The 21,957-nt window shown below is 38.0% G+C and carries 29 protein-coding genes and 1 riboswitch; of the genes, 2 read left to right on the forward strand and 27 right to left on the reverse strand.

Going from position 1 to position 21,957, the window contains the following annotated elements; translation table 11 throughout:
* Positions 1-81: 81 nt before the first annotated feature.
* The 6 genes from ACTWQM_RS16085 to ACTWQM_RS16110 all read right to left on the reverse strand — a co-directional run bounded on the left by ACTWQM_RS16085 (position 82) and on the right by ACTWQM_RS16110 (position 3,196).
* The gene (locus ACTWQM_RS16085; protein WP_443259193.1) at positions 82-702 is read right to left on the reverse strand and encodes a CAP domain-containing protein; all 621 of its coding nucleotides are present in this window, start codon (positions 700-702) and stop codon (positions 82-84) included.
* Positions 703-1,102: 400 nt separating this feature from the next.
* Positions 1,103-1,423, reverse strand: coding sequence for a hypothetical protein (locus ACTWQM_RS16090; protein WP_443259194.1), 321 nt, complete (start codon positions 1,421-1,423; stop codon positions 1,103-1,105).
* Positions 1,424-1,456: 33 nt separating this feature from the next.
* Positions 1,457-1,945, reverse strand: a complete 489-nt coding sequence (locus ACTWQM_RS16095) for an NUDIX hydrolase (RefSeq protein ID WP_443259195.1) — start codon at positions 1,943-1,945, stop codon at positions 1,457-1,459.
* Between the two features lie 135 nt (positions 1,946-2,080).
* Entirely contained in the window at positions 2,081-2,539 is a 459-nt protein-coding gene (locus ACTWQM_RS16100) for an NUDIX hydrolase (protein ID WP_443259196.1), read from the reverse strand.
* 3 nt (positions 2,540-2,542) lie between these two features.
* Entirely contained in the window at positions 2,543-2,725 is a 183-nt protein-coding gene (locus ACTWQM_RS16105; protein ID WP_443259197.1) for a hypothetical protein, read from the reverse strand.
* A gap of 12 nt (positions 2,726-2,737) precedes the next feature.
* The gene (locus ACTWQM_RS16110; RefSeq protein WP_443259198.1) at positions 2,738-3,196 is read right to left on the reverse strand and encodes a GNAT family N-acetyltransferase; all 459 of its coding nucleotides are present in this window, start codon (positions 3,194-3,196) and stop codon (positions 2,738-2,740) included.
* Positions 3,197-3,293: 97 nt separating this feature from the next.
* Between ACTWQM_RS16110 and ACTWQM_RS16115 the strand changes: the two genes are divergently transcribed.
* Positions 3,294-4,145, forward strand: coding sequence for a phosphotransferase family protein (locus tag ACTWQM_RS16115; protein WP_443259199.1), 852 nt, complete (start codon positions 3,294-3,296; stop codon positions 4,143-4,145).
* A 40-nt stretch (positions 4,146-4,185) separates the two neighbouring features.
* Here ACTWQM_RS16115 and ACTWQM_RS16120 read toward each other — a convergent pair whose 3' ends face one another.
* The 12 genes from ACTWQM_RS16120 to ACTWQM_RS16175 all read right to left on the reverse strand — a co-directional run bounded on the left by ACTWQM_RS16120 (position 4,186) and on the right by ACTWQM_RS16175 (position 12,738).
* On the reverse strand, positions 4,186-4,590 hold the full coding sequence (locus ACTWQM_RS16120) for a VOC family protein (protein ID WP_443259200.1): 405 nt from the start codon (positions 4,588-4,590) through the stop codon (positions 4,186-4,188).
* Between the two features lies 1 nt (position 4,591).
* On the reverse strand, positions 4,592-4,957 hold the full coding sequence (locus ACTWQM_RS16125) for a VOC family protein (protein ID WP_443259201.1): 366 nt from the start codon (positions 4,955-4,957) through the stop codon (positions 4,592-4,594).
* A 1-nt stretch (position 4,958) separates the two neighbouring features.
* Positions 4,959-5,477: a GNAT family N-acetyltransferase gene (locus ACTWQM_RS16130; RefSeq protein WP_443259202.1), complete on the reverse strand. Its 519-nt coding sequence runs from the start codon at positions 5,475-5,477 to the stop codon at positions 4,959-4,961.
* A gap of 36 nt (positions 5,478-5,513) precedes the next feature.
* Entirely contained in the window at positions 5,514-5,927 is a 414-nt protein-coding gene (locus tag ACTWQM_RS16135) for a diguanylate cyclase (RefSeq protein WP_443259203.1), read from the reverse strand.
* 1 nt (position 5,928) lies between these two features.
* On the reverse strand, positions 5,929-6,105 hold the full coding sequence (locus ACTWQM_RS16140; RefSeq protein ID WP_443259204.1) for a hypothetical protein: 177 nt from the start codon (positions 6,103-6,105) through the stop codon (positions 5,929-5,931).
* Between the two features lie 446 nt (positions 6,106-6,551).
* Positions 6,552-8,312 carry a putative ABC transporter permease subunit gene (locus ACTWQM_RS16145; RefSeq protein ID WP_443259205.1) on the reverse strand — a complete coding sequence of 587 codons (1,761 nt, stop codon included), beginning with the start codon at positions 8,310-8,312 and terminating at the stop codon, positions 6,552-6,554.
* Complete coding sequence (locus ACTWQM_RS16150) at positions 8,309-9,094, reverse strand: ABC transporter ATP-binding protein (protein ID WP_443259206.1); 786 nt, start codon at positions 9,092-9,094, stop codon at positions 8,309-8,311. Before ACTWQM_RS16150 ends, ACTWQM_RS16145 begins: the two co-directional genes overlap by 4 nt.
* Before the next feature lie 24 nt (positions 9,095-9,118).
* On the reverse strand, positions 9,119-9,682 hold the full coding sequence (locus ACTWQM_RS16155; protein ID WP_443259207.1) for a hypothetical protein: 564 nt from the start codon (positions 9,680-9,682) through the stop codon (positions 9,119-9,121).
* Positions 9,683-9,781: 99 nt separating this feature from the next.
* Positions 9,782-10,744, reverse strand: coding sequence for a nuclease-related domain-containing protein (locus ACTWQM_RS16160; protein ID WP_443259208.1), 963 nt, complete (start codon positions 10,742-10,744; stop codon positions 9,782-9,784).
* A gap of 216 nt (positions 10,745-10,960) precedes the next feature.
* The gene (locus ACTWQM_RS16165; protein WP_443259209.1) at positions 10,961-11,572 is read right to left on the reverse strand and encodes an SIMPL domain-containing protein; all 612 of its coding nucleotides are present in this window, start codon (positions 11,570-11,572) and stop codon (positions 10,961-10,963) included.
* A 141-nt stretch (positions 11,573-11,713) separates the two neighbouring features.
* On the reverse strand, positions 11,714-11,866 hold the full coding sequence (locus ACTWQM_RS16170; protein ID WP_092493287.1) for a small acid-soluble spore protein P: 153 nt from the start codon (positions 11,864-11,866) through the stop codon (positions 11,714-11,716).
* A gap of 251 nt (positions 11,867-12,117) precedes the next feature.
* Positions 12,118-12,738, reverse strand: a complete 621-nt coding sequence (locus tag ACTWQM_RS16175) for a YczE/YyaS/YitT family protein (RefSeq protein WP_443259210.1) — start codon at positions 12,736-12,738, stop codon at positions 12,118-12,120.
* 485 nt (positions 12,739-13,223) lie between these two features.
* Here ACTWQM_RS16175 and betB point away from each other — a divergent pair, with 485 nt between their 5' ends.
* Positions 13,224-14,693 (forward strand): betaine-aldehyde dehydrogenase, encoded by a 1,470-nt coding sequence (gene betB, locus ACTWQM_RS16180; protein ID WP_443259211.1) that lies wholly within the window; start codon positions 13,224-13,226, stop codon positions 14,691-14,693.
* A 269-nt stretch (positions 14,694-14,962) separates the two neighbouring features.
* On the opposite strand, the gene ACTWQM_RS16185 is transcribed toward betB, so the two are convergent.
* From ACTWQM_RS16185 to mscL, 9 genes are all read right to left on the reverse strand, one after another.
* Positions 14,963-15,838, reverse strand: coding sequence for an NERD domain-containing protein (locus ACTWQM_RS16185; protein WP_443259212.1), 876 nt, complete (start codon positions 15,836-15,838; stop codon positions 14,963-14,965).
* A gap of 289 nt (positions 15,839-16,127) precedes the next feature.
* Positions 16,128-16,682, reverse strand: a complete 555-nt coding sequence (locus ACTWQM_RS16190) for an SLOG family protein (protein ID WP_443259213.1) — start codon at positions 16,680-16,682, stop codon at positions 16,128-16,130.
* A gap of 27 nt (positions 16,683-16,709) precedes the next feature.
* On the reverse strand, positions 16,710-17,339 hold the full coding sequence (locus tag ACTWQM_RS16195) for a diphthine--ammonia ligase (RefSeq protein WP_443259214.1): 630 nt from the start codon (positions 17,337-17,339) through the stop codon (positions 16,710-16,712).
* A gap of 291 nt (positions 17,340-17,630) precedes the next feature.
* Entirely contained in the window at positions 17,631-18,407 is a 777-nt protein-coding gene (locus ACTWQM_RS16200; protein ID WP_443259215.1) for a TatD family hydrolase, read from the reverse strand.
* Positions 18,400-19,137, reverse strand: coding sequence for an ABC transporter ATP-binding protein (locus ACTWQM_RS16205; RefSeq protein WP_443259216.1), 738 nt, complete (start codon positions 19,135-19,137; stop codon positions 18,400-18,402). Before ACTWQM_RS16205 ends, ACTWQM_RS16200 begins: the two co-directional genes overlap by 8 nt.
* Position 19,138: 1 nt before the next feature.
* The gene (locus ACTWQM_RS16210) at positions 19,139-19,903 is read right to left on the reverse strand and encodes an ABC transporter permease (protein ID WP_443259256.1); all 765 of its coding nucleotides are present in this window, start codon (positions 19,901-19,903) and stop codon (positions 19,139-19,141) included.
* Positions 19,903-20,193: a thiamine-binding protein gene (locus ACTWQM_RS16215; RefSeq protein ID WP_443259217.1), complete on the reverse strand. Its 291-nt coding sequence runs from the start codon at positions 20,191-20,193 to the stop codon at positions 19,903-19,905. Before ACTWQM_RS16215 ends, ACTWQM_RS16210 begins: the two co-directional genes overlap by 1 nt.
* A gap of 10 nt (positions 20,194-20,203) precedes the next feature.
* Positions 20,204-21,187: an ABC transporter substrate-binding protein gene (locus ACTWQM_RS16220; protein WP_443259218.1), complete on the reverse strand. Its 984-nt coding sequence runs from the start codon at positions 21,185-21,187 to the stop codon at positions 20,204-20,206.
* A 131-nt stretch (positions 21,188-21,318) separates the two neighbouring features.
* Positions 21,319-21,429: riboswitch (TPP riboswitch) on the reverse strand.
* Positions 21,430-21,483: 54 nt separating this feature from the next.
* Entirely contained in the window at positions 21,484-21,918 is a 435-nt protein-coding gene (mscL, locus tag ACTWQM_RS16225; protein ID WP_443259219.1) for a large-conductance mechanosensitive channel protein MscL, read from the reverse strand.
* Between the last annotated feature and the right edge of the window lie 39 nt (positions 21,919-21,957).

The raw sequence follows: 21,957 nt of genomic DNA on the forward strand, positions 1-21,957 counted from the left end.
AACACATTCTATCATCATTTATTTTGTATTACTATAACATAAAAACCTTAGTAATTTATGTTCCACTAAGGTTTTGCTTGATTATTTTTTTATAAACATTTGCGTCCAATAAGTTGATTTACTCCCTCCTTCAGCGTAACCTATACCTATGTGTGTGACATTAGGATCCAAAATATTTTTACGATGCCCCGAACTATTCATCCACGAACTAACTACAGACCTAGGGGAGCTTTGACCAGCTGCAATGTTTTCGGATGCTCGTGTATAGGATATATTAAAGTCCTTCATCATATTAAACGGAGAGCCATATGTTGGTGAATTATGTGAAAAATAATCTTGATCACGCATATCTCTGGATTTATAGCGGGCAACCCTTGATAATTGCCAATCTATTTTCACAGTAGATAACCCATTGTTTCTCCTATATTGATTTGTTATTGTAACGACTTGACGCTCAACTGTTTTAACATCTCTTTTTAATGGGATTGTTACTTTATCACCGGGATAAATCAAATCAGGATTATTAAATTGCGGATTAGCATTAATAATCTCGGATAAACCAATTCGGTAGCTCTGTGAAATCTCCCACAGTGTGTCACCCCATTTCACTGTATAAGTATCTTTCCCTTGGGCAGTAGCACTAGATGTGAATACGATAAGAAAAAGAAAAAGAGACATAAGAAAAAACATGATTGTCCGCATTAAAAAACACTCCTTTCATAGTAATTTTAATTTAACCAAAAGAAGTATTTTTATGACGTAAACAGCAGCAATACTTATAGAACTTGGCTTATCGTTAAAGGGATTAGCATATTTTGCTTTCTTAGAAGCGTAAGCCTTAGTTGCACTTATGCAATAAGAAAGTAATGATCTTTCTTAACTGACAAAAAAAGCCACCCGTCTGGGCAGCCCATATTAATTAATTTAACGACTATAACTTTTATTTTTACGCTTGTTCATAAATTTTCTAACCATTGGATAAATAATTGGCCCATATTTTATCAATCTTCTTATAAGTTTTCCCATTTTTTCAATTCCTCCATTAAGTAATCATTCACAGGTAGTATTCCTTTTAATAGAGGAAATCAAACAAGTTTGTTGGTTAACTTAATATACTAAACGGAAAAAATAGCCACGCATCATCAACATAGACTACCATTATCCCGCCGATTAAGAATCCAAGGACTAAAAATGCAACATAGTGAAGTCCACTTTTTACCAAGTTAAATGAATGCGCCAAAGCCAAAACGATGAATACGAACGTCAATCCGACTGTTAGCTGACCGATTGAAAAGCCGCCCAAAAAGCTGAAAATATAAGTGCATAAGGCACAAACCCAATACATTTTAGGCTCGCCTTTAACAGCCAAAACGACTGCTATCAATGTGATCAGTACAAACCCGTAGAAGATTAACGTAAACATTGTACTCGCTCCTTTAATGAAAACATCTCCAGCCTATGTTACAGATTGCTCCAATGGCTCCGATATGACATCAATTATTTTCGTATCTTTATATACAAATCGATAACTAAATGTATTCTGCTCATCAAGCATTTTCGGTAAAAAATATTTTATGTTTTCGATCACACCAAAATTTTCATCATGCAGTACCCATGAAAGTTTTTTCCAATCCAATATTCCTTCGTCAGTACTCTTCGGTGTAGTATAATTATATGATTCTGGAAGCTCTGCAATGAACACATACATACCACCAAGATCCTTGCCATCCGCTTCCCAACATACAGTACCTTTGTACATAATATTTTTTGGTTCATTTATACCTGTTTCTTCGTTTATTTCGCGCAGGATGCAATCATGGGCAGTTTCATTATTCTCTACCTTTCCACCTACCCCATTCCACATCCCCATCCACGCAGGAGACTCTCTGTTCAGCAAAAGAATTTTGTCTCCTTTTTTTATGAAGCAAATTGTATAGTTAAGCATTCCTTTGTCTCCTTCTCATTCCTATTCTTCTTCATACTCCATTAACGCCACAACAATTCCAATGCAAACTGTTATTTGTATGATTGTCATCATTAATCCGGATACCTGTTACATACCTTACTCTATTTCATCCTACTAGTTACCCACTTTTAAAATGTCCATATAAGGGGTAATAAAATTTCGGTAAACATCAAGTAAATCGTTTGGGAGATGGTTTAGTTGAAAAAACTGAACATCTACAGATTCTGTTCTATCTATTTTAATATCACCTTGAAATTCATCCGTTGTATAGACAGCGGTTACGGAGTAAAATTCATCGCCATTAGCAACCTTTAAATAGTATTCTTCACCAGAAAAAATACCTAGTAACTTTAGACTGCCAATAGTCAAATTGGTCTCTTCTTTGACCTCTCTTTGTGCAGTTTCTTCCAAGCTTTCTCCCAATTCCATAAGACCACCTGGCAATCCCCAACCGCCATCTGATCTGTGCTGCAATAATAATTCATTTTTGTCATTTAAAATTAATACGACTGCCCCTGGCAATATTAGTGGTCTGTGCCCAACTAATTCTCTTAACTCTTTAACATAATCCATTATTTACGTTTTCACCCTTTTAATTTTCACAAACTCAATAAACCAGTACAGTGCAATCCACGGTAATATATATCTGGTAACCCATTCAAAAATCGGAAGTATACCTGTTAGATTGAAGCTCTCAGTAAAAATAAAAATAAAGAACAAAATTCCTAAGACAATCGCGCTTTGCACATAAAACGGCATCGTAAAACCCTCCTATTTCTTCAAGCTAATCTCTAATCGGATCATATCCGTGCATCTAATCCCATTCTCGAGAATTTCTTCCTCATAATTTTTTGTAAAAAAATCCTTTTCAATTCCAGTAATTCTGAAACCGCATTTCTGATAAAGGGCCAACTGATTTATACTCGAGTTACCAGTTCCGACCTCAATATGGGTAAACCCTTGTAATCGTGCGTTCGCAATAGCATGTGTTACTAGTTGTTTGCCGACACCTTTCCCTTGTTCACCCTCTTCAACCGCTATATTTTTAATCTCAATTATGTTCGAATTGATTGGCAGAAGTATATATACTCCTATCAATCTATTATCAATTTTTGCTACATAACACTGCCCCTGCTCTAGATACTCCTGGATAAGATCTTCAGATGGATCCGCTAAAAGAAGTAAAATCATTGGTACCGGTTCACTTGATTTTAATTTTTGAATTTCCATGTTGATCCCCTTTTCCCTATCCTATATAATGTTTCGATTTCCGGCATTGATTTCCCTCTAATTATGCTAAAATTAAACCTAGAGGGGAAGACTGATAATGGAACAAGAACTGATTTATTTTATTAGAAAAGCACTACCAAAATTGAAAATCTATCGTTATAGGCGCAATACACATGGATGGGATAACGATATAATTATTGTAAACGAAGATACTGTTTTCCGTTTTCCCAAAAATGACAAAGTTGCTAGTAGAGTCATGTCCGAAGTCTTGCTTTTGAAGAAAATAAATAGACATAAACCCTTCGTGACAATCCCAGATTACACAATGTTATATGAGGAAAATAATAAACTAAGATGTGTTTATTATGAATACATCAAGGGACAGCCATTAGAGCAAAAGCTAATTAATGATAGAAACGCAATGCTTCTTGGTGATTTTTTAACCAAGCTGCACAAAATGAATCACCCGAAGTTAAGCACTCTCCATACATACGATTACTGGAACGGCTTATTTATATCTGTAAGAGAGAAAGTTTATCCAAAAATAAATGGATTTCAGCAGCGAACAATTACAAACGTATTCACCAGGTTTCTAGATACATTTTCTACCCTTTCTTATCCAATGACTGTTATTCATGGAGATCTTTCAGCTTCTAACATCATCTGTAATGAGGGTGAAGTTACAGGAATTATCGATTTTACCGATGCACAAATCGGCGATCCTGCTTTTGACTTTGCGGGTTTCTATTGGGAATTTGGACCTGAATTCACGAAAAAGGTATTGTCCTACTACGAAGGTATTGAATCAAAAGAATCTATCTTTGAAAGAGTAGAAAGTTTCTATGGATTGCAACCTGTTTTTCATAAACTTTTAAATTCGGTTCATGATGACAAAATGGTTAAATGGGACAGTGCATTATCGAGATTTTTAAAACTATGTAATTCATGAGAGGACCTGATAGAAGGCCTCCTTTTCTATAACCCATAATTTAAATACCGTTCGTATTCATTAAAACAATTCGCCAACCGTCCGGGTCTTCAATGGTTACTCCTTTTTCCTTCCAATAACCATTTTCTGGCGGGACACTAGGATAACCCATACTATGTAATCGGTTCGCTACATAATCCATCTTACTTGTCTCCAGAATATAAAAGACTAGCAGATTATCTTCTGTTGGTGCTGGACAAGGGCTTCCATCAGCATGTTTAGTGAATTCAAGGTGGTAACCTGCATTTGGCAGTCCTAATATAACGCCTGTATATCCGTCTGGATTCGCAAAGTCGGTTAATCGTTCTAACCCAAGACCTTTCTCATAAAAATCAATAACTTCATCAAATTTATCTGTTGGCCTTGCAATTCTTATTTGTACTGCTGAAAAATCACTGAACTCCATTCTATCGCTCCTTTATTTGTCCCAATTCTATCCTGTTTCCATCTGGGTCCAGGAATACTGCAATAACTCCCCAGTCAAATTCAAGACGTTTATTTAAGAAGGAAACTCCATGCTTTTCCAATGCCGAAACTGCCTCGTCAACGTCGTTCACGTCAAACCTTAGTACAACCGGATTTTGCTGCCTGCCTTTTTCATTATGCGAACTAATTCCGCCTCTTTCGACCATAAGGTAACCATTAGAAACATTAAATGATACTAAATCCGCTTTTTCAAAATTAACTTTAAGTTGAAGTACATTTTTATAGAAATTAATGCACGCCTCGTATTGCTCGACAAATAATATCGTACCAAATTCCTTAAAATTCATTTTATCCCTCTTTCACAAATTGACTGAGATTGGACCACCCGTATGCTGTTTCTTTGAGTTTTTCTCCATCAATTTCTAATTCTGCATGTCCCAGTTTTTGTCCACCTAAGGATGCATAAAAGTTTTTTGCGTCATTGTCCTCCAAAACCCACACTAACATGGTGTTGATACCCGTTTGCAGCAGTGCTTCTGCAACTGGCTGGACAAGCAATTTGCCAATACCTTTGCCCTGGTATTCCTCAAAGATATAGATAGCATAAAGTTCCCCGTCATAGCCTTCGTATTTCCCTTCTCTCTCTTTACCACCTGTTGAAAACCCAACAATTTCGCTATCGTTATTTTCCGCTACAAACACACTGTTACTAGTCATGTTTCGTTCCCATAACTTGGTGCGATGATCATAATCCAATTTTTCCAAATAAGTATCAGGGACGATATTTCTGTATGTAGAACGCCAGCTATCAACATGTACCTTTGCTATATGTGGTGCGTCCTGTTGGGTTGCCTTTCTTATTTTCATAGAATTATAGCCTCCTTTTAAAAAAATGGTTTATAGTTAGTGCATTTTCTCCAAGATCTTATAATCCTTTGTTTTGATAACTTTAACATCATTGTCCTTAGCATAACGAATTAGATCCTGATAAATAGTCTCAGGGTGAAAGTTGATTACTCTGATATTCAAACCTTTTATCACTTTTATAACTGCACATTTCTTTGCCCAACTAACTCGCTTTAGTTTGAGCTCAGTAATCCGTACAGGAGCTACCTCTTTTTTATAAATAGGTACAGCGAAGATATATGTTTTATATGTTATTTTTTCGTCATCAATAGTTAACTGAGAACTCATAAAATTCAATAAAAATATCAAAAGTAAGAAGAACAAATAATAAATATTGAATGCGATAAAAGTAAGAGCCATCAAAAACAGAATAGTTCCTGATACATATTGTGTTTTAGCTTTATAAGTCATGCTACTCCTTATCCAGGTCATTCTTCGGATAAAATTTTTCTTCCTGTATCCCGTGCTTTTCTTTCAGAGCTTTACCAACTTCTGAACTATCGATACCGTGCCTGACCGCTACAGTAATGACAAGATACGCTATGTAAAGTGTTAGTGCATAAAGTATTATTGACATAATTATTCCCATCATCATTCCTCCTTGTAAATTTTATCATAACACAAAATTTTCACAATTCACGTGATGCAAAATTAAACAGTAAATGCGTTTTTTTGTTTACTAATTTTCACTTATACAGTAAGAAAGTTATTTGCTTAACTAACAGCTAAAAAACCATCAACTAATCATATAAGTTGATGGTCCTTATTACATTTTAGACAGGAAACAGAGTCTGCTACAATTATGCCTCTCTCTTTTCAGATCTTATAAAAATCCCAACAAACCCAAATAAAACAACGAAGATACCAATCCACACATTACTCATGAATGCTGCAATGGAAAATGTTAAATACATTAAGCAAACATGGCATGCATATACCTTAATGCTGATTTTTTGTTTGTATTAATCGCATTAAACGATTCAATTAGTATCATTAAGATATTCAACAATCCAATCCAGTGCACAAATTTACCTCCTAATAAAGACTGCCGGATTTCTTATTTTTAAACAGTGATTTGGTATTTGTTTCCTGGACCATTTCAATTTCAATTCCCTTATCAAATTTCCGAGCACTTGCAATTGTAAACATATAAGCAACACCTAATGAAATAACAAGCATCAGTGTAACACCAGCTATCCCTGCTATTAATGGACTTGAGGCCTTCCAGGATAATAATGTCAAAACAACACTAGCAATCGCACCAATAAATCCGTCTGTATCCTGAATTACATCTTGTAAAAATCCAACTGCATCTACTGGTACAATTAATAAAACATATGGAATTAACGCCATGAACAGATAGACATACGAAGCAATAAACAAAATAAATGCTGTACCAAATTTAAGTCTGTTCTGTGGATTGGCTGGATTGTATTTTGCTCCAATTGTTCCAAGCCATAATCCAATTGCACTAATTCCGACAGTTATAACAGCTTTCATGGCAATTCCAATGGCGAATTGTAAAATGGTCCACCCTAGAAAAGCTCCAACTGCAACTTCAAGTACTGTTAGCAGTGCGAAAGGTATCAGCCAGCTGATCCAAAGTTTTCCAAATGCAATATTTTTCCCTGACAATGGAAGCACACGCAAAATCCAAAGTGATGAAGCCTCCCGTGCAATAGATGAGGCAGCAAGTTGGCCATTAAAAATTGCAAAAATAAAGAGGAACGCAGCCTGTGCAATCGGCCATGAAATTTTGTTTGGCCCTCGCAAATCGCTTAAGCTTGCACCACCTGTCACAAATCCGGCAATTCCAAATATGAAAAAGAATATAAGCGGTAAAAAGACTAGCCATTCACGCATATCACGTTTAATTGCAAACCATTCTTTTTTCCCAACGGCGATTACTGGATGATGTAATTTGCGTCCTGATTTTTTTGCCACAGATTTCTTCTTCTTTTTAGCGCCACCTTCACTTAAACGAATCCAGCCCGTTCGGAAACCTTTTTCAACTAATGATGAAGTTACGACAACGCTAAAAACGGCAAGTAACATGATCAGCGCAAATGGTAATAAAAAATCCATTGAGCCACTTGTTGCATTTATGACTGCAGCACTGCCCCAGCTGACGGGAACCCAATCTGGAAATAATGGCAATCCGGATAATAGTACCTCTGTTAATGGCCGATCATTTGCCAAATTGGGAATCATGAACATTAGGTACACAAAAATCCCTGACAACACACTCATTATTGTCATGAATTCATTAGCCTTGCTTGCTGGAACAACTTGGATCAAAATTAGATTAAATAAGTAGGCAAGTGAGAGCCCAATAACGTTTAACGAAGTTACCACCAGAATCATAACTGGATAATACAGCAGACTTGCCCCGGTTAGAATACCGTAAATAAACAGAGGCACTACAAAAAAGGTGAAAACCAGTAACGGAATCCCAATGAAGCTTTGCATATATTTCACCCAAAAAATATGTCGCGTTGGGATGGGTAAAGTAAATAGTAATCCTAAGTCTGTCGCTGAATACAGATGTTTAAATACTTGTGGCAAGCCTAACAAGATGATAATTCCAATAATCATTAAGAATCCATATGATAAAATTCCATGTAATACTGGCTCAGAAATGGATTCTCCTATCGCCCAAACCCCTTTCGACAGAAAATATAATAGCACTGTAAGAACAGCAAGTGTGAAAAAGTGACTTATATAGTTTTTTCTCGGCTGTGTGCGAAATGTGTTGATGAGAATTTTCTTTTGATTATCTAAAAGGACTTTGATCATTTGGGATCACCATGATCGGTAATTTCACTAATCAGTGCTTGTTGATCCTCGCCGCCAGTCAATTCAAGGAAAATATCCTCGAGGCTTTGATCTGAATTACCGCCGCTGTTCCTCAGTTCATCCATCGTCCCGAGCGCAATAATTTTTCCATCTAAAATAATTCCTACACGATCACACATTTGCTCGGCAATTTCAAGGATATGAGTTGATACAAAGGCCGTCATACCATTATCACATAGTTCACGAAGCAGGTTTTTCAGGCTGCGTGCACTTTTGGGGTCAAGGCCCACTGTTGGCTCATCAAGAAAAAGTACTTCTGGTTCATGAACAAGCGCCCCGCATATTGCAATCTTTTGCTTCATTCCATGCGAATAGCTTTCGATTAAATCATTCGCTTGCTCCGTTAAACTGAAAATTTGCAGCAGTTCTTTTGCTTTTGATTGAAATTTTTTCTCTGGAACCTGGAAGACAGAGGCAATAAACTCAAGGTAGTCCCAGCCTGTCAGTTTCGGATACAAGTTCGGCTGGTCCGGTACATAGGCAATTTTCTTCTTTGCCTCAATTGGGGTTTTCCAAATATCAACATCATTTATATAGGCGGAACCACTTGTTGGCTCCAAAAGTCCTGTAAGCATCTTAATTGTTGTCGTTTTCCCGGCACCGTTTGGACCTAGAAATCCAAACAACTCTCCTTTTTTAACTTCCACATTTAAATTATGTACAGCTTCCTGTCTTCTGTATGATTTAGCCAGATTCTTTAGTTTAATTGATGCCTTTTCCATTATTATCCTCCCAATTTAAATCCTTTATAAAACAAATGAAATCGCAAGTATAAAAATAACAACAGCAATGGCCAATCCAAACACAAATCCAATTAGGTTAAATTTCCATGTGTAGCCCTTAAAATCAGATGTGTTTTTCGCATTGTCAACTTTGAATGTGTGTATGAGCGTTGTTATATTAATAGTAAGCAATAAAAAAATGATAAGAGTAATAAAGAACCAAATGCTTATGGGGTGCTGTCTGCTAAAGTCGTGCGTGAAATAAGCCTGAATCATGATCATGGCGCCCACGAAAATATTAATTACATACGTGGTTTTATTCTGCTTTTTCCACTCCTTGCCCATAATCTCTTTCTCATACTTATTAACCTGCTCGATAATTGGCACCCAAGACTTCGTTAAATCCTTTTTTAAGATATTAGAAAAAGACTGCACGATCAAGAAAGCGCCAAGCGTAAATAAAATGTAGGACGTACTCAATCCAGTATAATTCATAATAGCTACATAAATTGTCATACCGATTAGTAATATTGCGTTTATAAAGATAAATTGCTTCTTTCTCATATCCTTTATAGCCTCAGTCGTCATGAAAACCCTCCCCTTATGGTAGATTTTAACATAAGTTGATAGCATATGGACTCTTATTTTAGCTGCCAGGTCTGATATGGTGGACTTTATGATTTTACCTTAAAATATTAATATATACCTTCTGCCGCTAGTATTTCCAATCTGTTTAAATTGTTCTTTTACCAGAAGTCTACGTGCAGTTTGAATACCATCAACCTGCAAAAATTCACGTGCCTGGCGATTACTTATTGTGTTACCCACAAGCAGACTATAGTGCCATAACGCCTCCAGGTGTGCATTCCTGGATGTTGCCCCACAATGATGGCAAACCCATTTAGCATTTTTTCGGATCATTGGCAGAAATCCGCAGCCAGAGCAAAAAACGCCTCGTAAAATATCTGTGCTCTCAACCTGATATTTTTTTAAGATATCTACCTTATTTGTTGTGTGTGCGTTAATCAGGAATGCGGATAAAAACTGGAGTTCCTGCTCGCTCATGCATCCAAATTTATCTATGGAAGAGTAATCGTCTATCTTGGTCAGCAGGCTTTCTTTATGGATAACTGTGTCTGAAACTGTTGTATTGTTCATGAGGTTTTTAATAATTGTATTGGGGTTACTGTATGCGATGAGCTTCTCAATTGGTATAGTAGAAAAATCATGTTCCCTCATCCAACGTAAAAGCCTGAAATGTTGAAGGTTTACTTGTTCAATGTGATTACCGAGGTTATCTTCTTCACCTTTTTTCGTGACACGAATAGCTTGCCCAAACTCATCGTATATCACTGTTCCGGCAATATTTTTAACCTCTACAATTAGCAGGAATTGTGGTGAAAGGATCAACGTATCAATTTGGAAAAATCCATTCGCATCATAGATACGGAGATTGTGAAGGATTATATAGGAGGATTCTGGGAGAAAACTTAAGGTGAATGCAAGTGATTTTTCGCCATTATAGCCTGCCCGGAGATTTTTTGCATGTTTGCTTACTTCTTTACTCTTAAAATGATGTTCTGCCAGGCGCCAACTTAGTGCTTCGGTTTGCAGCATTAATACGGGGACATCAAGCGATTTACCAATCAATGGGGCACTTCCTTTATTATTTAGTTTTCCTATATATTCGCTGTTTTCCCGGGGATTTCTGCTTGATTTGGTTCAATAGATGTGGCAAATTTGTGAACTTTATCGTTTTGGTGTCGATGTTTATCTATTTTATCGATTACATGTCGATGTTTATCGATTCCGCAAAAATGCCATAAAAAAATAAGCCCGCCACTACTCATGCAGGCTGTCCCATCACTAATACTGAAATTGCGCCTCCACTGTCGCGCTAATAACTATCTGCCCCGGCTCAATTGGTGTAACAGCTTCCATTGTGGCATATGCTTTATATGCAATTGGCGCTTCACTTGTTTTTTCTGTGATTTTAATCGGATAAGGTGCGATGCCTATTTGCATTGTTTCAGCCAATGTTTGTGCTTTGGCGTATGCATCCTTTAGTGCGGAACTAAGCGCTTGCTTGTAATATATATTCTTATCTTTAACCGTGAATTGTATATTCAACACTCTGTTTATGCCATTTTGCACAGCAGTATCAATGACAATACCAGCCTGGTCGATCATCTCAACCTTTACTGTTATCGCATTCGTAACTTCATATCCTCTGAAAACTTGGGTGCCGTCGACATAGTCATATTTTGGGTTAATAGTGTAAGTAGTAGTTTGGATATTTTGCCTTGCTATCCCTAGCTGCAATAATGCCTGAATAACTTGGTTCATGGTGTTGGCGTTCTCCTGTTGTACCTGACTCAGCTCCATTCCTTCCGTAACCACTTCCAACTGGACCTCAGCGACATCTGGCTCAACAGATAAATTTGATATCCCGGTAACAGTCATCACTCGATAATACATTTGTATTCCACCCTCCTGGAATAGTCTCTTTAGATCATATGCTGATTATTCGATTTCCATGTTAGATAGGATTTCTTAACTGAGAATAAAAAAATAACACCCTAAACCGTCTTGATTAGGGTGTTATTTTAGTTACATATTCTACATGTCATGATGAGGATTGTGCTTTTGCCGTGAATGATTTTTTTGTTTTACTTTATGTGAACCTTCCAGCGGTTCTCCGTATGGCTGTTTTGGACTCTTGGGCAAATTTGGCTGTTCCTGCTGTTTCGGCCCTTTTGGTTTTCCACCCATTTCAATTCCTCCTTTACATGTACATGCGTAGTTTTTGAAGAGGATTGCAATCTATACAAAAAGAATATTAAAATCAATTACACGTTAGAATTGTTCCAACTGTAAAATTGAATGATGGATGAAAAAAAAAGAACACGATGCTGCTTTTAAAGGTTTGGTGGGTAAATGAAGCAAACTAACGACCAAACCATCTACCTAACAGCAAATTTTTTCAGAAATGGCTTTCCTGATTAAAGATTATTCGTCCAAAATTAAGAAGCTATATCTCTGGTATCATTCCTAAAAACCTTCACATATGGCAGAAAGAAACTTATGAGCACACCTGAGATAAGTGCATTAATCAATGTTCCAATTCCAATTGCCCCATTAAATATAAATGCTACGATAACTAGACCCACGCTTATTAATGCCCGTGAATACGTAACTTTCCAGCCGGTCAGATTCGAAACAATCAACATGGAACGATCCATTGGATTTGGAGCGATGTCAGATTGCAAATAGAACGCAACTCCCAGTCCAATTAAAATAATGCCAATCCCTAAAGTAATTGACTGGCCAAGCCATGTAACTGGAACAATCCAATCTCCCACCAAAAATAACCAGGTGTCAATCCCAATACCTGTGGCAAGTGATGTTACTATAGCAAAATACTCCGGTCTTTTTTTCTCTGCTATTGCATTACAAAGTACCATTGATAAGCCGACTACGATTTCCCAGCTTCCAATTGTTAATCCAAATGTCCTGTGTAAACCAACAAGAAGTGCATCAAACGGCGATGCTCCTAATGCTGATTGAATCGTAAGTGCAATTCCAAGTGTTAAAATAATAATGCCAATTAGGTAAAAATGAGCTCCAGCACGGATTAACCGCATGATAATCACTCCTTTTTTAAAAATGATCCGACAAGATACGGGAAGTGACAGTCCCGATCCCAGACTCAAAGTGTAACATACTCTATCGGCTTTTTTCAGCTGAATTATCTTGCTTGCCAGGCTTGATAGCAACTTATTTCAGGACGAAATTCTGAACAAACTTAGAAAAAGGAAGCCAGCTTCAAACTAGGCTTCCTTACTTGGTTCGTTTCTTATTTTTTATCCTAGTTTTCTTGCACCCATTTTCTTGTACCTTCAATTGGCTTTTCTGCTTCATTTACATATACGTTAAATAAAATAACTTAATGTTAACGTTTTAAAATATATATCAAATTATAACGAATAAAGCATTTGCGACATAGTCTGTGCCGATAGTTATAATTTCTTCTTTTTGACAAAAAAATATGGGCGTGTTACATTTATTTTGTTCGAAGTGTTAAATTTTTTCTAAACAAACTTAACGAAATATTAAAGGAGGGGCTACTTTGACCATTAAACAACAATTTATTGATGGAACATGGGTACATTCCAACTCAAATAAAGTTAGAAATATTATTAATCCATTTAATCAAGAGGTTATTGCACAAGTAACAGAAAGTGATGAAACGGATGCAAAAGCTGCTATCACTGCTGCAAGAAAAGCTTTTGATCAAGGTGTTTGGTCATCGACACCAGCAACTGAACGCGGACAAATCGTTTACAAGATTGCCGATTTCATTGCACGTGACAGAGAGGAATTAGCAGAACTTGAGTCACTTGACACTGGTAAAACAATGGAAGAAAGCCGCGGTGATATGGATGATATTGCTGGCGTATTCCGTTATTATGCCGAAGCCGCTGATAAAGATGGAGGAGAAATTATTGACTCCCCTATTCCAAATTCAGTGAGTAAAGTTGTCCGGGAACCTGTTGGTGTATGCGGACAAATTACACCGTGGAATTATCCACTATTACAGGCATCATGGAAACTCGCACCAGCATTGGCAGCAGGCAATACACTGATCATGAAGCCTAGTGAGATTACACCACTTACTTCCATTAAAGTGTTTGAATTAATAGAAGAAGCTGGCGTCCCTAGCGGCGTAGCAAACCTGGTACTTGGAGCTGGAAACACTGTAGGCGCTGAGCTATCGGTCAACACAGACGTTGATTTGATTTCGTTTACAGGTGGAATTGAAACCGGGAAAAAAATCATGCAAGCGGCAAGTGTTAATGTGAAGAAAATCGCACTTGAGCTTGGCGGTAAAAACCCTAATGTCGTTTTTGCCGATGCTGATTTTGAAACAGCTGTCGACCAGGCAATGAATGCCGTATTTTTCCATGCAGGTCAAATTTGCTCAGCAGGCACACGACTGATTATCGAAGAAAGCATTCACGATGAATTTGTTAATGCTCTGGTTGATCGCGTGAAAAACATTACACTAGGCAATGGCTTTGACGAAACAACACAAATGGGACCACTCATTTCAGAAGAACATTTAAATAAAGTAATTAATTATGTAGAAAAAGGCAAAAAAGAAGGCGCAACTATTGCAGTTGGCGGCGAACGCCCTGAAGATCCTAAGCTGCAGGATGGTTTCTTCTATCTGCCAACGGTTATAACTGACTGTACAACAGATATGAGTGTCGTACAGGATGAAGGATTCGGTCCTATCATCACAGTGGAAAAATTCACTACAGAAGAAGAGGCTATTAACTTAGCAAACGATTCCATTTACGGGCTTGCCGGTGGTGTTTGGACGAAAGACATTGCTAAAGCTGAGCGCGCTGTTGCTAAAATGCGCATGGGAACGGTTTGGATTAACGAATTTAATTTATATTTTCCACATGCACCATGGGGCGGATTTAAACAATCCGGAATTGGCCGTGAGCTAGGTAAACCAGGCCTTGATGAATATCAGGAAACAAAACACATTTTCCACAACTTAAAACCGGAGTCTATGAACTGGTTCTAAGATTTTATAAGGAACGTAATTATGAATTACGCTGGAGCCGATCATGATTATTCTATCTCATTGATCTTGGTGAGAAGGCAACTTGGCATGACGCTAAGTTGCTTTTTTTTGATTGCGTTATGGGCTGTTGAGCAGTTTAGCGAAGCGATTTCGGAAGTTTAATTGTGAACTTGAGCGGGGAAATTGTGAACTTGAGCCGAATTTGTGTCCACTTGAGCCGATTTGCTGTCAACTTCAGCCAAAGCTGTGTCCATTTGAGCCAATCATAATTATTCTATCAATCTTTCAACGTTGATCTTGTATCTCATACCACTCCCTTTGCCAACTTTTTCAAAGTCCTCCTTTTGCAATAGTTTTCTAGTAATACTGCCTGAACCTATTTGCAAAAACTCTCTAGCTTCTCGATTATTAATATACTCTTTTATTAATAAAGCATAATCTGCCAATTCCTGACGATGTGCAGTCCTTGATACAGCACCACAACTTATACACCGCCATTTCCCGGCCTTAGATTTCATTGGTACTGTCCCGCAATCCGAACAAAAAACACCTTTCAGCAAGTCCTCAGCCGAAATATTATTTCTTTTCATCCCCTCGAACTTCTCAGATTCGTGCTCCTCTAGTAAACGATATGACAACTCGATTAGTTGATCTTCGTCGAAGCAGTATGTCGTATGTGTATCAGTCAGTTTCTCAATTTTAGGGAGTACTTTTTCCTTATGCATGACAATTTCAGAAATAATCGGGTCGTTGATAATATTTTTGAGAAAGGTATCATCCTGGCTGTATACTACAATTTTTTCAATGGGAATTGGTGGAAAGTCATGTTTACGAAGCCACTCAAGAAGTCTTCTATGCTGTAGATTAACCTGATCAAGGGGATTTGTAAAAACTTCTATTTCATTATTTTTATAGCGGATTGCCTGACCCATGCCATCAAAATGCATATTGTCATATATATTTTTAACTTCAATAATGAGAAAGAACTTAAGAGAAAGAAGCAGGATATCAATTTGGAAATGGCCTTGCTTGTCGGGGATTCTGATATAATGGAAAATCAAAAATTCTTGTTCAGGGAGAAAGCTCAGCAGAAAGTCTAATGACTGTTCTCCTCTATATCCGCTTCGGAGGTTCTTTGCATTCATTCTGATTTTTTCTTTATTGGGGTGAATTAGCGGTGTTCTTTTAGCAAGAGCTTCTGCTTGTAGAATATGTTTGGGGACTTTAAAGGGCTTAACAAACAATTAGTCACTACCTTCCTTTTTTTACTTTTGATACATTACTTAATATTCGACCTTAACATTAAAAATCCTGCTTTAAAATTTTAATAATTTGAGCGGAGAAATTGTGAACTTGAGCCGAATGTGTGACAATTTGAGCCAAATTATTGTGAACTTGAGCCGAAGCTGTGTCCATTTGAGCCAATCAGAGATTTCACTCCCAGTAATCCGAGTCAATCATCCGCAATTCTTCCACGATATCCTCGAGGTCGGTTGGGGTAATCACAAAAATCGGATAATCTTCCCCGCTCTGACTTGCTTCTTCATGAAAAAAACGATTACTGCCCGGATTATCATCATCTAACAGGATGAGGCATGCATCACTTTTGTCCACCAGCCATTTATTCTTCGCTTTAAATTGATATGCGCCTTTATAGTCTCCTTTATAGAGTGGCTGATAGAAGTCAGCAGTCATTGTTAACTCTTGATAGACTTGCTGAATTGCCTCAGGCCAGCGACTTTCCTGATTTTCAAAGGGGGGGATGATTGCGAGTTTAATATCATACCGTTCTTTCAAATCGAGTACAACTTCACCAGCCCATAATTCCACTCCCATCTGACCAGAAAGAATAACCCAATCCAGTCCTTCTTCAATAAAGCCAATTAACCGCTTTTCGATTGCTGCTTTAACAAAAGAAACACGCTTATCATCCGGCTTAAAAATATTTAGCTCCATCGGTTTATATCCTGTAACTGCTAGTACCTTCATGGGGTCCCTGTCACTCCTTCGTTTTCACTATTTTTCACCGGACCTCTGAATTTCCGAACTATCAAATTTAAATATAGGCCCATTATTCACTGTCGTGTGGTATTCTCCTGATTCTCCCATTGGGCACACATCATCATACTTAATTATATCTTCTATAAAGGATTCGTCCACTTTTCGCCCAATCCACGTTCCGGGAAGTCGTGCCTCGTCAACCTTAATAACCTCAGCCTCAAATCCAACCTCCACAAATTGATGTAACAACCGTAATACACTTTCTTGCACTGTCCATAATGGATAAATCGCTTCCAAGCTGGCTGCTTCGGCAACTTTTTCACCCCATTCGCGATGGCCCGCTAGATAAATATCACCAAACGCAATTCCGTGTATATTATCGCCCTCACGCAACTCATTCAGTTTTAAAACAAAGTCCTCTGTGTATGTCTCAAAATCTGTCTCAATAAAATGTACCGGGACCCCTAACCTTTCCGCCTGCAACAAAATGTGCTCACGATTCTCGTCATGTGCTACAGTTTCGTTATTCTTTTTCCAAACTGTAGTAATTAAATAGGCAACATCAAACCCTTGTTGCTGTAATCGGTATAACGCGAGACAACTGTCCTTTCCACCACTAAATGATAGTGCCACCTTTTTACTCATGTAATCTCCCCCAGTTAAATTTTTTGAAATGTGTGTCGTTAAAGTCAGATGTATATTTAAGCCTATATCCAAACATCCTATTCATGGCGATATTCCTATCCAAATTAATTCAATTGCCTTAATTTATTTTTAATACTAACATTCCTGCAAGCATGACTCCAATTGTCCATCTAACACTTCTATTAGATAATCGTTAGAACTCCTTATACTTCGAAGTTTATGCCTTAGTTCCACTTATGCATTAAGAAATTCTTAACTGCCAAAAAAATGAAGAGAGATTCCCTTCATTTTTTACAGCTTATAAAAACGACACGTATTTTCATAGATCTGGCTATAAACATACGCAGCCGAGACCTTCTTCATCTCTGAAATCTTTTCGATACTCTTATGGATCATTCCAGGATGTGTCATGTTCCCTTTAAAAATTCCTTCAAATGGCCATGGACCATCTGTTTCCACCATCACACGGGATAGCGGATAGACGCTGACTAAATCCTGAATTTCCTTTTCGTATACTACATCAGGTGTCACCGATATAGAGTATCCATTTTTCGCCATACGCTCTATCGTCTGTGAATCTCCCTTAAACCAATGAAAATGTGCATCAGGTACAGAATATTTTTCAAGTAAATCGCACACAATTGAAGCATCTTCATATATAGCGTGAAGAATTATCGGTTTATCCAGTGCTGCAGCCTTTTGGATAAACGTTTCCAGTAATTCAACATAGGCGTTCCATGGTCCTCCTTTATTATCCTGCCGCAAGTAATAGGGCAATCCAACCTCGCCGATAGCTATCATTTCTTGCTGATTTTGCTCAATAAACGTTAGAATCTCAGCAGCCTCGTAATCAGTAGGCAGCGCCTGTTCGGGATGAAAGCCAAATGCCGGTTTAATACGGCTATCGTCATAAGCCAGTCGCAGGGTTTCCTTGGACGACTTCAAATGGTTCGACACGCAAATTAGTGCCTCCACCTGATCCAACTCAAGTTCACTCAAAATTTCCTGCCGCTCCTTCTGGCGATACATATCCAAGTGAATATGCGAATCGATTATTCTATCAGACATCTTCACTCAACTCCCGATAGATTGCCTTTTTCCAGTCTAGAAATTCCTCTGTCAACAGAATATCTTCATGGCGTGGCCTCTCAAATGGAATCGTAAACTCTCTTTTGACGGTTGCTGGTTTTTGGGATAGGACAATAACCCGGTCGGAAAGAAAAATTGCTTCATCAATATTATGTGTGACAAACAGGATTGACCGCTTATTTTCCTGCCAGATGGACATGAGCCATTTCTGCATTTCCAATCGGGTAAACTCATCCAGTGCGGAAAAGGGCTCATCCAGACAGATAAGGGGCTGCGGACTTAGCAAACTTCGTACAAACGCAACACGTTGTTTCATTCCGCCTGATAATTCATGTGGATACGCATTTTCATACCCTTGCAATCCAGCGCGTACAATTAATTCCAGCGCCCTTTTTTCATCATGTTTGCCAACGATTTCGCCACCAAGCAAGACATTTTTTAATACCGTGCGCCAAGGCATGAGTGACGGAGATTGCGGGGTATAGCTGATTGATCCCTTCTGACCATTTATCTGTTTATCCTCCAGAAAAATTTCTCCTGAATCAGGCAGACGAATCCCGCCAATCAAATGAAATAATGTACTTTTCCCACTTCCGGATGGGCCTAAAATGGAAACGAACTCTCCGTCATTAACGATGAAATTAACATCCTGCAAAACATTATGATCTCCGTATGATTTTGTTATATCGTTTACGGTTAAATTGCCCATATCAATTTCCTTCTCCTTTTGGCTTCCATTTAATCAGGCTTTTTTCGATCAAAATAATGATTGCAAAAAATAATAAACTAAGAACCATTACAAGAAAAATAGATACGAAAACACGATCAGTCCTGAATGAAGACGATGCTAATGTCATATACACGCCGATCCCTTTACTCGCACCAAGCCATTCAGATATGACGGCTCCCATGACACTATACGTTGCTGAAATTTTCAGCCCAGCAAATACGTATGGTAATGCATTCGGCCATTCCAGTTTCCAAAATATCTGCTTCTTGTTTGCACCAGCCATTTGCATATAATGCTTCAGGTCGCGGTCCGTTTGCCTGAATCCATCCAAGGCTGACACTGCAATAGGAAAAAAACAGACCAGCGTAATCACAATAATCTTGGGCAGCATATCAAAACCAAACCATATAACGAGCAGTGGCGCCAGAACAATAATTGGTATATTTTGCGAAATAATAATTAATGGATACAACGCTTCCCGAAGCTGTGGTACAAGATGCAGACTAATCGCAATCAGAATTCCCACACTGCTGCCAATTAAAAATCCAATAATCGTTAATTGAACGGTTGAGAAGATATGATGCTGGTAAGATGCCCAACCTTCAACACCTGTTTGGAAAATTTGCGAGGGCGCTGGCAGCAGCCAGCCAGGTATCTCGAATAACTTACTGGAAGCCTCCCAAATAATGAATAAAAGGAGGATAACCGTAACAGGTTTCCATCCTTTTTTCATAAATTTTTTCATCAACGATATTTCTCCGTCAATTTATCCATCGATGCACCACTTGGATTATAGAGTATTTTCACTTGTGATATAATGCTGACGCTCCCGAGTTCAACCATTCTTTCGTTCATTTTTTCAATAACTGCAAATAGCTCGGTTAGCTTCCCTTCCATTGTTGTCTCCAAAGGATGGACCTCATATTTCACTCCAGCTTGTTCAATCACCTCTATCGCAGCGTCTACATATGGAATGACATCTTCCCCATTTTTTGTCTTGGGGATAATTTGAATACTTACTAATGAATTGTTCATATTCCCACTCCTATTCTGGCAAAAATTCGTTGGTAAACGCTTCTTTCGCTTTTAATTTACTTTCAAGAAGTCCATTATCATACATCCAGCTAGAATAATTCTCCCAAACCTCCTGCTTTTGAACTCCCCACTTTTCTGCGTCATCCTGATATTTTGGTGATAGCCATTTCTGACTTTTCTTAACAAGCTCCGGATCAAGGTCTGGAACAGCGTCGATGAGAATTTCTGCTGCTTCACCTGGATTATCTATGGCAAACTTATACCCTTTTGAAACCGCCGCTAAAAATTTCTCAGCCTTTTCTGGATTGTCAGAGATCATTTTTTCGTTCGTTGTAAGGACAGGTGTATAGTAATCAAGCTTTCTGGAGTAATCGGTTAAATAAATCATATTTAATTCCTCCCCGCGCATTTCTGCTTCGACTCCAGTCCAGCCATAGTAAATCCAAGCAAAATCAATATCCCGCTTCACCGCTGTGAAGAAATCTGTATTGCCCATATTGACAATATCTACTTTCTCAACATCGGCATTTTCCTGCTTCATAAGTGATGAAAGAACCGCTTTTTCAACCGGTGCACCCCACCCGCCATATGTTTTTCCTTCAAAATCTTTTGGTGATGTAATTTGTTTGTCTTTTGGTGAAGCAAATCCGGATGTATTATGCTGGATAACCGCTGCAATCGATACGATGGGAATATCCTGAATACGTGCTTCTGTAACAGCTTCCTGTGCACTGACACCGAAGTCAGCTTTTCCTGATGCTACAAGCTGGTCAGACCCTGCCTCACCTGGCATCATAATTTCTACATCTAACCCTTCATCGGCAAAATATCCTTTTTCCTGGGCAACATATAGCCCTGTGTGATTCGTATTGGGGGTCCAATCGAGCACTACTTTAGCTTGTTCTGTCTCCTGACTTTTATCGTCAGTTCCTCCTGCGTCGTTACATGCTGTTAGTAAAACGGCTATAAAAACTACGAGTAACCATTTTCTCATTTCCCATCTCCCTTTCTCTTTTTTTGTTCACTTCTGGAAGTATGATTGGTATTGGAAACGATAGGAATTATCCATAAAAGTCCAAAAAAATAACGCCAGGTTAGTCCCTGAGCGCATTCCGAACAATATTACTATTGTTTTACTTTGTTCCCTACGCTGGTCTCAACCAAATCAGGTTCCAAGGGTCAGCATCTATCGGATGCAATCTCAACCAGCATAAACTGGTCCCCCTACAACTTATTATTCAATTAATCTATCAAATTCACTATGCCACAGCTTACTGTATTTTTCAAGTTTTATCTTTTCTTCGACTGTGATGAAATATTAATTGTGATCTTCTTTTTCTGTTCTGGCGTTAGCTTATCCTCTTTTTTCAAAAGGTCACGTATCTCTTTGAGCAATTCAGCTTTTTCATCAGGTTTTGTTTCTTTTTCCTGCTCCTTCTCACCTCTAAACTTTGCTATGATGCGAATGAAAATGAAGATGGACACCGCAATAACGATAAAATCAAAAACCGACTGGATGAACTCGCCATACAATACATCTGCTTTTCTGACGGTATACTTTAAATTTGTGAAATCAACACCACTTACTAAGATCCCTGCTAGTGGCATCATAATATTTTCAACAAGTGACGTTACTATTTTTCCAAAGGCTGTCCCGATAATCACAGCAACAGCCAAGTCTAATACGTTTCCTTTTAATGCGAATGCTTTAAAATCTGACCACAAAATTAATCACCCTTTTTATTAGGCTTGTACTAATTTTAT

The sequence above is a fragment of the Virgibacillus sp. L01 genome, from assembly GCF_052246775.1.
Classification (GTDB): domain Bacteria; phylum Bacillota; class Bacilli; order Bacillales; family Amphibacillaceae; genus Lentibacillus.

Coding starts and splice junctions, on each gene's coding strand:
- ACTWQM_RS16215 (WP_443259217.1), bottom strand. CDS start 20,193: ATGAACAATTCATTAGTAAGTATTCAAATTATCCCCAAGACAAAAAAT.
- ACTWQM_RS16145 (WP_443259205.1), bottom strand. CDS start 8,312: ATGATCAAAGTCCTTTTAGATAATCAAAAGAAAATTCTCATCAACACA.
- ACTWQM_RS16110 (WP_443259198.1), bottom strand. CDS start 3,196: ATGGAAATTCAAAAATTAAAATCAAGTGAACCGGTACCAATGATTTTA.
- ACTWQM_RS16130 (WP_443259202.1), bottom strand. CDS start 5,477: ATGAAAATAAGAAAGGCAACCCAACAGGACGCACCACATATAGCAAAG.
- ACTWQM_RS16150 (WP_443259206.1), bottom strand. CDS start 9,094: ATGGAAAAGGCATCAATTAAACTAAAGAATCTGGCTAAATCATACAGA.
- ACTWQM_RS16090 (WP_443259194.1), bottom strand. CDS start 1,423: ATGTTTACGTTAATCTTCTACGGGTTTGTACTGATCACATTGATAGCA.
- ACTWQM_RS16220 (WP_443259218.1), bottom strand. CDS start 21,187: ATGAGAAAATGGTTACTCGTAGTTTTTATAGCCGTTTTACTAACAGCA.
- ACTWQM_RS16095 (WP_443259195.1), bottom strand. CDS start 1,945: ATGCTTAACTATACAATTTGCTTCATAAAAAAAGGAGACAAAATTCTT.
- ACTWQM_RS16190 (WP_443259213.1), bottom strand. CDS start 16,682: ATGAAGGTACTAGCAGTTACAGGATATAAACCGATGGAGCTAAATATT.
- ACTWQM_RS16155 (WP_443259207.1), bottom strand. CDS start 9,682: ATGACGACTGAGGCTATAAAGGATATGAGAAAGAAGCAATTTATCTTT.
- ACTWQM_RS16100 (WP_443259196.1), bottom strand. CDS start 2,539: ATGGATTATGTTAAAGAGTTAAGAGAATTAGTTGGGCACAGACCACTA.
- ACTWQM_RS16205 (WP_443259216.1), bottom strand. CDS start 19,137: ATGGGCAATTTAACCGTAAACGATATAACAAAATCATACGGAGATCAT.
- ACTWQM_RS16200 (WP_443259215.1), bottom strand. CDS start 18,407: ATGTCTGATAGAATAATCGATTCGCATATTCACTTGGATATGTATCGC.
- ACTWQM_RS16135 (WP_443259203.1), bottom strand. CDS start 5,927: ATGACTTATAAAGCTAAAACACAATATGTATCAGGAACTATTCTGTTT.
- ACTWQM_RS16170 (WP_092493287.1), bottom strand. CDS start 11,866: ATGGGTGGAAAACCAAAAGGGCCGAAACAGCAGGAACAGCCAAATTTG.
- ACTWQM_RS16210 (WP_443259256.1), bottom strand. CDS start 19,903: ATGAAAAAATTTATGAAAAAAGGATGGAAACCTGTTACGGTTATCCTC.
- ACTWQM_RS16195 (WP_443259214.1), bottom strand. CDS start 17,339: ATGAGTAAAAAGGTGGCACTATCATTTAGTGGTGGAAAGGACAGTTGT.
- ACTWQM_RS16175 (WP_443259210.1), bottom strand. CDS start 12,738: ATGCGGTTAATCCGTGCTGGAGCTCATTTTTACCTAATTGGCATTATT.
- ACTWQM_RS16125 (WP_443259201.1), bottom strand. CDS start 4,957: ATGAATTTTAAGGAATTTGGTACGATATTATTTGTCGAGCAATACGAG.
- ACTWQM_RS16185 (WP_443259212.1), bottom strand. CDS start 15,838: ATGAATGCAAAGAACCTCCGAAGCGGATATAGAGGAGAACAGTCATTA.
- ACTWQM_RS16115 (WP_443259199.1), top strand. CDS start 3,294: ATGGAACAAGAACTGATTTATTTTATTAGAAAAGCACTACCAAAATTG.
- ACTWQM_RS16105 (WP_443259197.1), bottom strand. CDS start 2,725: ATGCCGTTTTATGTGCAAAGCGCGATTGTCTTAGGAATTTTGTTCTTT.
- ACTWQM_RS16085 (WP_443259193.1), bottom strand. CDS start 702: ATGCGGACAATCATGTTTTTTCTTATGTCTCTTTTTCTTTTTCTTATC.
- ACTWQM_RS16120 (WP_443259200.1), bottom strand. CDS start 4,590: ATGGAGTTCAGTGATTTTTCAGCAGTACAAATAAGAATTGCAAGGCCA.
- ACTWQM_RS16140 (WP_443259204.1), bottom strand. CDS start 6,105: ATGGGAATAATTATGTCAATAATACTTTATGCACTAACACTTTACATA.
- ACTWQM_RS16165 (WP_443259209.1), bottom strand. CDS start 11,572: ATGTATTATCGAGTGATGACTGTTACCGGGATATCAAATTTATCTGTT.